Genomic DNA, 7,600 nt, shown 5'->3' with positions numbered 1-7,600 from the left:
GCCGACGGCGCGCTGTCACATCAGCAGAGCCTCGATCACGTCAGCGAACGACTCGGCGGCCAGTGGAGCGATCGCGGCAACTTCGACAGCATCGCGCGTGAGCTGGGCGAACGTCCGGTCGGCGCGCGGACCGCGGTCGCGTTCGAGCACCACGTGCCCGGCGACCCGCATGCCCCGGCGGACTCGCCCGCCGCGCATCCGCGGGTGGAGAGCCGGATCGTCGCGGCGGTCAAGACCGAGCACGGCGTCGTGTTCGCCGACCCGCGCAGCGGGCGACTGGCGGAGCTGCCCCACGACGCGACGGGCATCAAGGCCATGCCGCTCGGCGGCGGCGAGGCGCCGGCTCCGCACCACATCACCGAGTCGCACACTCCGGCGGAGTCCGCGCATCGGCCCACCGAAGAACACACCGAACACACCGAGCACCCGGAACATGCGGAGTCCACAAAGGACACCGAGCCGCCCGCCCGCGAGCCGGAACCCACCAGGGAAGAGCCGTCGTCCGACATCGCCGAACGCCTCGGCCAGGGTCGGGAAACCGTGCCGCACAACGAGGACTACCTGTCCGACCCGGAGCACCGGGCGACCGAGGCCGATCACCGCAGCATCCGCGAAGCCGTCGGCGACCAGCGGATCTACGATCAGATCGCGGAAAACGCGCTGAGCCGCCGCGACGCGCACGAGCATTTGCGCCACATGACCGACGAGGGCGCGATCGCGGTCCACGGCTACACGCGCGGCGAGTACTCCTACCACGTCAACGAGGCGAACCGGCACGGTCCGGGGCACCCCGGTTTCGAGCTGGCACAACACAATTCACGGGCGATCGTGGACGGCCTCGCCCAGCTCCCCGATCACGTCGGCGAGGTCGTACGCGGTATCGACGTGCACGGCGACCCGCATCTGGCGAAGCTGACCGCGGATCACTACGTCGTCGGCGAGACGACGGTCGAGCCGACGTTCACCAGCGCGTCGATCAAGACCGGCGAGTTCTCCAGCTCGAAGTTCGGCGACGACGTCGAGCTGCACATCCAGTCGAAGACGGGCAAGGACGTCTCCGCGCTGGCGGAGAACCCCGGCGAGCGCGAGTCGCTGTCCCGGCCGGGCACCCAGCTCCACGTGCACAGCAAGGAACTGGTGGTCACGCCCGAGGGCAAGCGGAAGTGGGTCATCCACGCCGAGGAGGTCACCCCCGGCGACCCGCGTCATCTCGGCCCCGAAGACGCCCGGCGCAAGATGGCCGAGCGGCGGGAACGCTTCACCCAGGAAGCCCCCGAGTACGCGCGGCGCAGGCAGAACGCCCTGATGGAGCGCCTCGGCGGCGCCGTCGAACCGGAGACGCCACCGGCAAAACCCGTTGCGCCCGAACCGTCCATTTCGGACCGTCTCGGCGGGCACGGGTTCGGCGAGGAACCCGCACCGCATGCCGGCGAAACGCCCGCGCACGACGGCACGTCCACGCACGAGCCACAGGACTTCTCGTCGATGGCGCGGCCGACGAATCCGCCGTACGAGGCGGCGATCCACGCCGGCACCGCGTCGCCGGAGCAGCGTGCCGCCTATGTCCGCGAGCGGCATCCGCACCTCGGCGAGGTCAACCCCGGCTTCCATCAGCCGGGCGCGCTGGAGAACGGCTACATGTCGAACTGCACGCGCACGCCCGAGGCGTACTGGGACCGGCTGCACGGCGGGAACGCCACGGCGGAGCCGATCCCGTTCGGCCAGATGGACAGCCGTGGCACGCTCGACCACATCGAAGACCGCTTCGGCCAGAAGTTCTCCGGACGCGCCGACTACGACACCGTGATCCGCGAGATGCGGGACATGCCCGAGGATCACCACGCGGTGGTCGCGGTGAAGTACGAGGACGCGAACGGCGTCGAACGCGGGCACGTCGCGATGGTCGTGAACACCCGCGACGGGGTGGCGTTCATCGACCCGCAGTCCGGCGACCTGCTGAACCTGCCCACGCCGCCCAAGGACATCCGGCTCATGCACGTCGGCGTCCCGGACACCGGCGGCGTGCCGCACACGACGACGTCGCACGAACAGACGTCGCACGAACAGGCCCCGAAAGAGCCGATCACGGAGCCGAAGCCCGCACAGCCGGTGGATCCGCGGATCGCCTTCGCGAAGCCGCCGGAGACGCCGGTCGATCCGCGCATCGCGTACGCGCGGGACGGCGGCCCGCACGGGGTCGACGTGCGGCCGTCGCGGATCGGGCCGGACGGGCGGCCGGTGCCGTCGTTCACCGAGCACGTCCCGGCGACGCCGGAGCACCCACCTGCGACACACCACCAGCCGGACCACGGCGGCTACGGCATGGCCGAGCGGCCGCACGACGAAGCCGTGACGGGCCACGAGCACGTCGATCCACGCGTGCGTGAAGAGGCCGAGCGTTTCCTTTCGCGGCCGGAGGTCGAGGCCGCGCTGGACAGCCACGCGTCGGGCGACTACATCCGCGCGCACCTGGCCGAACACCCCGGCCTGCTGAACCTGATGCAGGACCCGGTGAACGAGACGCTGACCCGCTCGTTGCTGAACAACCCGAAGACCATCGAAAGCCTGATGGAACACCCGGAGGCCATCCCGATCCTGGAGACCGCCGCGCACGAGGCCGTCACCCGGGGCGACGAGCTGGTCAGGGAGGTCCACGAGGCCGGCGTCACGCCGTTCGAGCCGACCCGGGAACAGATCGAGATCGCCGAAGCCGCGGAAGAGATCGCCGCGGGAGCGAAGCCCGAGGACCGCAAGCACGCCAGCTTCCTCCCGGAGTTCCGCAACAACGAGGAGGCCACCAAGCAGTGGGTGGCCGACGAGCGGGCGAACTGGCGCGCGAACCAGGACAAGCTGAACGCGATCGCGGACCGGCTCGCCGCGGAGAACGACGGCCACGCCGGTTACCGCACGAAGCCCAAGGAGGACGACCGCGCGCTCGCGAAGATCGCCAAGTACAAGGGCGACGGCGGGCAGCTGACCGACCTCGTCGGGGCCAAGGTGCAGTTCAAGACGGTCGCCGACCTCTACAACGCACTGCGCGAGGTGCAGAACGACCCGGCACTCAAGATCGTCTACTTCGAGGACCGGATGGCCAACCCGAAGCCCAGCGGCTACCGCGATCTGCAGATGAACGTGCAGCTGCCGAACAAGCACGTCGCCGAACTGCGGCTGCACCTGACCCACATCGACGACGTCGCCGCCTACGAGCACGCGTTGTTCGAGGTGCGCCGCGACTTCGAGACGTTGAGCCGTCAGGAAGGTCGCGGCGGGAAGCTGTCGCCGGAAGAGGCCGCACTGGACGCCGCGCTGATCGAGCAGTTGCGCGGGCGTTTCCAGGAGGCACTGGAACAGGGGCTGCCGCCCGCGACGCGCGAGGAGAATGCGTGATGGCCTTCCGGACCCCGATGTTCTTCAAGTACTTCGCCCAGCCCTACCGGGTGGACTCGACGCCGGACGGCGGGCTGACCGGGAAGATCCTCGACCTGGGCACCGGCGAGTTCGTGGAAGACGACTCCCATATCCGCGAGGCGGTCTGGGCGACGACCAGCTCGGACATCCGGACGCTCACCGAGGATCGGTTCGTCCAGGAGACCGAGGCCGCACGCAACGAATGGCTCCGCGGGGAAGGGGCGATCTTCGCGCTCTACGAAACGGTGAACGGCATCTACCAGCTCGCCCGCGACGAGGACCGCCCGATGGCACCGGAGGAACGGGCGCTGATCCAGTCGATCTACCGGCGCACCTTCACGATGTGGGAGGACGAGTCGGCCCGCCGCGCCGCCGGTGAGCCGCCATCGTTCCCGGTCACGAGCAGGTTCCCGGAAGGGAGCACGTGATGGGCCGACACAGGGCACGATGATTCACGTGGAACAACCCCTGTCCCCCGAAGAGCAGCGCGCCGTGTTGATCGGCATCGGCAAGCTGGTCCGTGCCCACCGCGTGGACGACACGCTGCCGGTCGAGGTCTCGTTCCGGCAGGCCGGGAAGCACACCGAACTCGAGGTCCGCAACGCCGGCGAACAACCGGAGCTGACCGAGCTGTTCACCCGGCTCCGCGCCGGGATGTACACCACCGGCCGCGGCACCTGGCTCCAGTCGCGATTCACCCTCGCCCCCGAAGGCACGTTCGACTTCGACTTCACCCTCGACACCGAGCCGGCGTGGACCGAACCGCCGGAGCAGGGCTCGACGGCCTATCCCGACGAACTCGCCGAGTTCCCGCGCGAGGACGAGCACATCCCGGACTGGTGGCGGCTGCGGGCGCAGCTCCCGCTGGGGGTGGTGTTCCGGCACGCCCGCGTCGTCGACGCCTACACCGAGGGCGAACCGCCGAAAGTCGACCGGGAGCCGTTGCCCGAGGCCGAGGTGCCGCTGGTGCTCCAGTACCTCGAACGCGAGGCCGTCGTGCTCGCCGGGGACGGACTCGGCCCGGACATCTTCGCCGACGGCGCACCGGAGGACGTCCCCGAGCGCTACCACACCGACGGCGTCTGGATCTGGCACGCGTCCGTACCGCACTACCTGCGCAAATACGGGATCCCGCCGGAGCCGGACCTGGTCGCGCACATCCGGGCGAACACCTTCCAGCCGCCGTACGTCGAGCAGCTCGTCCGCCGGACCGCGGAGGCCGACCTGCTCGGCCGTCCGAGACCGAGACCCGGCCGCGCCGACGTCAAGCGGACCGAGGGCGACGTCGCGGCCGAGCTGGAGACGACGCCGAACCCGCGCCTGCCCGACGACGAGCTGCTGATCGTGCTGGTCCGCAGGCTCGGCGAGCACGGCGTGTGGCCGGAGGCCTACCGCATCGGCGAGCGGGCCGACGGGACCTGGTGCCTCAACTTCACGCCCGATGGCTGGGAAGTCGCCGCGCACGCCGACGGCGCCCCGGTCGCCCCGCGCTACTTCGACCGGCTGGAGGACGCGGCTCAGCAGTTGCTCGGCGCGCTGCTGCTGCACCCGGCGCGGATGACCGCCGGGCATGAGACACCGCTCGAGACCGCCAAGGAACTCGCCGACTGGCCTGTTCAGGCGGCCGCGGGTGAGCCTCCCCTCACCCTTCTCCGGAACAAGCGCATCACCCGGCTGGTAGCGGGTACGGTCGTTCTGCGTTTCGGTGAGGAACCCGGGAACCTCGTGCACCACGACGGGGTACGGTTCGCCACGACGTCCCTGCCGCTCGAGCGGGAGCGCGTCGTGCGGGGCTACCGGCTCCGCCGCCCACTGCACGTGATCACGGGGATCACGGTTCCGTGGGCGAATCTGCCGGGTGGGGCGGTGGCCTACGTGCTGCCCAGGACGATCGCCGAGCACGAGTCCGACGGAAGCCTGGAGAGGATCGAGTAGGTGGAAGCGGCGGAAGCGATTGCCAAGGTCGACGAGTGGCTGCGCGCCGTGCACGGCGCGGGCGTGTCGGGCCCCGGCGGGCTGCGGATCGACCAGGAAAAGGTACGGCGCATCCCCGAAGGCTGGTCGGTGCCGTACAACACCATCGCCTTCCTCGACGAGGGAAAGGCCGAGAAGGAGATCTTCCCGCCGCCCTCGGTCGTGGTCCGCGAACCCGACGGCGAGCTGCGGCAGGCGCATCCGCACCCCGGCGGGCTGAGCGTCCCGGTCGCCTTCCCCGGTCAGGAGAACTGGCGCGAGGTCGTCGACCCGGAGTACGTCAAGTCCGGCCTCGGTGAGCTGGGCGTGCCGCTGCCCGCGGTCGCGGGCTGGGTCAAGGTCAACGACGATGGTGTGCAGACCGGCGAAGAGCGCGAGAACCCGGAGTACAAGGCCGGGCCCATCCGCCGCGGCTACCCCAAACCGGAGAACACCCTCGAAACGCTGTTGTCGTTCGCGAGCGTCGGCTGGCTGACCCGCGAGCAGCTGCTGATCGGGCTGCTGCGCTGCGAGGTGTTCGTCCCGCTCGACCTCGAGACCGGCAAGACCGACCGCTTCTACTTCACCGAGGAACGCAACGAGCTCAAGGTCTTCAGCTCGACCCGCAATCTGCCCTCGCGCGAGCACGGCTGGTGGCAGGTCGACCTCGCCACGCTCGCCGAGTTCGAACACCCGCCGAACCTGGTGATCAACGGCGGCCCGGCGACCTTCGAGGACGTCAGCGGCCCCGAGCTCGCCGATATCGCGCGCCGCTTCCCGCGCCGCGAGCCGCGGATCGACACCCACGGCAAATGCCCGGAGGCCGAAGAGGATCTCGAGCGCGTGGCGCGGGAGACCGCGACCAGGATGGGCCTCGCCGAACCGGTCGGCCCGCCGCTCGCCGCCGCCGAGAAGGCCCGCAAGCGCGGGTACGAGCTGACGGCCGAGGAGTGCCAGAAGACCGTTCTCGGCGAGTCGTGGCTGCGGCGGCTCAGCCTGCCGGAACCGCCGCCCGGCCGCCCCAACGACCTGCGCGCGAACGGGCTCGCCCCGGCCTACGACAACGACGGCAACACCGTGCCGAGGCTGGACACGTTCGGCAAGTACTTCGAGCGCGAACTCGACGGGTATCGCTACGGCTGGCAGCGCGTCACCGGCGCGTACGTCGGCTTCGCGCTCGGCGAGGCGCTCGGCACCGCCGTCGACCGGATGCGGCTGGACGAGATCCACGCCAAGTACGGGCCCGAAGGCGTCACCGATCTGCCGATCGCGTTCGACCAGCCCGGCCGGATCGGCTCGCTGACCCAGCGGCTGCTGTTCTACACCGAGGCCGTCATCCGCAGCCCGCATCGCGAGCAGCCGGAGTCGCGCGAGGTCGAGCAGCAGTTCGGCGACGTCGTGCGCGGCGCGCTGCGGCGCTGGCTGCACACCCAGGGCGCGCCGCTGGACGCCCCCGACGGCTGGCTGGTCAAGGTGCCGGAGCTGCGCGTCCGCCGGACCTCGGACGACGTGCTGCTCAACTCCTACCACGGGGTGGTGACCAACGACCCGCAGACGCCGCCGATGTCCGGGCCCGCCGCGCTGATCCCGGCGTTGCCCGCGGCGCTCACCGTCGCGGGGCCCGGCAGCGGGTTCAGCGGCGGATCGCGTCAGGCCGTCCGCGAGCTGGCGGGCCTCACCCACCCCGGCGAGCCCGACCTCGCCGCCGCGACCTACCTGACCTGGCTGTTCGAGCCGGCGCTGACGAAGGACGCGTTCAGCTACCCGATCTGGAACCTGTCCCGGGAGATCCTCAACCCGGACAACCAGTACCAGCAGGGCCCGGAGTGGGACGCGGTGAAGGCGATGGTGGCGGAGTCCGTCCCGTTCTTCGCCGAGCACGGCTTGCCCGATCTGCGTGCCCCCGAGCTGATCGGCGACGGCAAGAGCACGCTTTCCGTGCTGGGACGTGCTTTCGCCGCGTTGTCCGGCTTCGAGAACTACCCCGAGCAGGCGCTGCTGCGCGCGGTCAACCACTCCGGACGCAGCGCGCTCACCGGGGCGATCGCCGGGGCGCTGCTCGGCGCGCGCACCGGGATCCCCGGGCTGCCGCAGAAGTGGGTCGATCAGCTCGACCTGCGGTACCTCGTGGAGAACGTCGCGTCGGACGTGTACTGGCACTTCGACCGGCACTCGGCGCTCGGCGCGCTCGGGGAGCAGTGGATTCAGCGGTATCCCCGGCACTGATCCGCCGGGACCG

General features: G+C 70.5%; 4 protein-coding genes. All 4 read left to right on the top strand.

The annotated features are described in order from the left end of the window. Nucleotides 1-3,387 (top strand): toxin glutamine deamidase domain-containing protein (locus ACFWX1_RS02960; protein WP_378383198.1); only part of this gene is annotated, 3,387 nt, incomplete at its 5' end. After that, nucleotides 3,387-3,836, top strand: coding sequence for a hypothetical protein (locus ACFWX1_RS02955; protein WP_378383196.1), 450 nt, complete (start codon nt 3,387-3,389; stop codon nt 3,834-3,836). The genes ACFWX1_RS02960 and ACFWX1_RS02955, both read left to right, overlap by 1 nt. Nucleotides 3,837-3,855: 19 nt before the next feature. Then, nucleotides 3,856-5,343, top strand: coding sequence for a TNT domain-containing protein (locus ACFWX1_RS02950; RefSeq protein ID WP_378383194.1), 1,488 nt, complete (start codon nt 3,856-3,858; stop codon nt 5,341-5,343). Continuing rightward, on the top strand, nt 5,344-7,587 hold the full coding sequence (locus ACFWX1_RS02945; protein WP_378383192.1) for an ADP-ribosylglycohydrolase family protein: 2,244 nt from the start codon (nt 5,344-5,346) through the stop codon (nt 7,585-7,587). It abuts the gene before it with no gap. The last annotated feature ends 13 nt before the right edge of the window (nt 7,588-7,600 follow it).

The sequence above is a fragment of the Amycolatopsis sp. NPDC059021 genome, assembly GCF_042739895.1.
GTDB lineage: Bacteria > Actinomycetota > Actinomycetes > Mycobacteriales > Pseudonocardiaceae > Amycolatopsis.
Note: the sequence above shows the minus strand (reverse complement) of the source record. Positions and strands in the feature narration are given on the sequence as shown.

What these genes read in the sequence shown, in the direction of transcription:
- ACFWX1_RS02955 (WP_378383196.1), top strand. Translation starts at nt 3,387, where the DNA reads ATGGCCTTCCGGACCCCGATGTTCTTCAAGTACTTCGCCCAGCCCTAC.
- ACFWX1_RS02950 (WP_378383194.1), top strand. Translation starts at nt 3,856, where the DNA reads ATGATTCACGTGGAACAACCCCTGTCCCCCGAAGAGCAGCGCGCCGTG.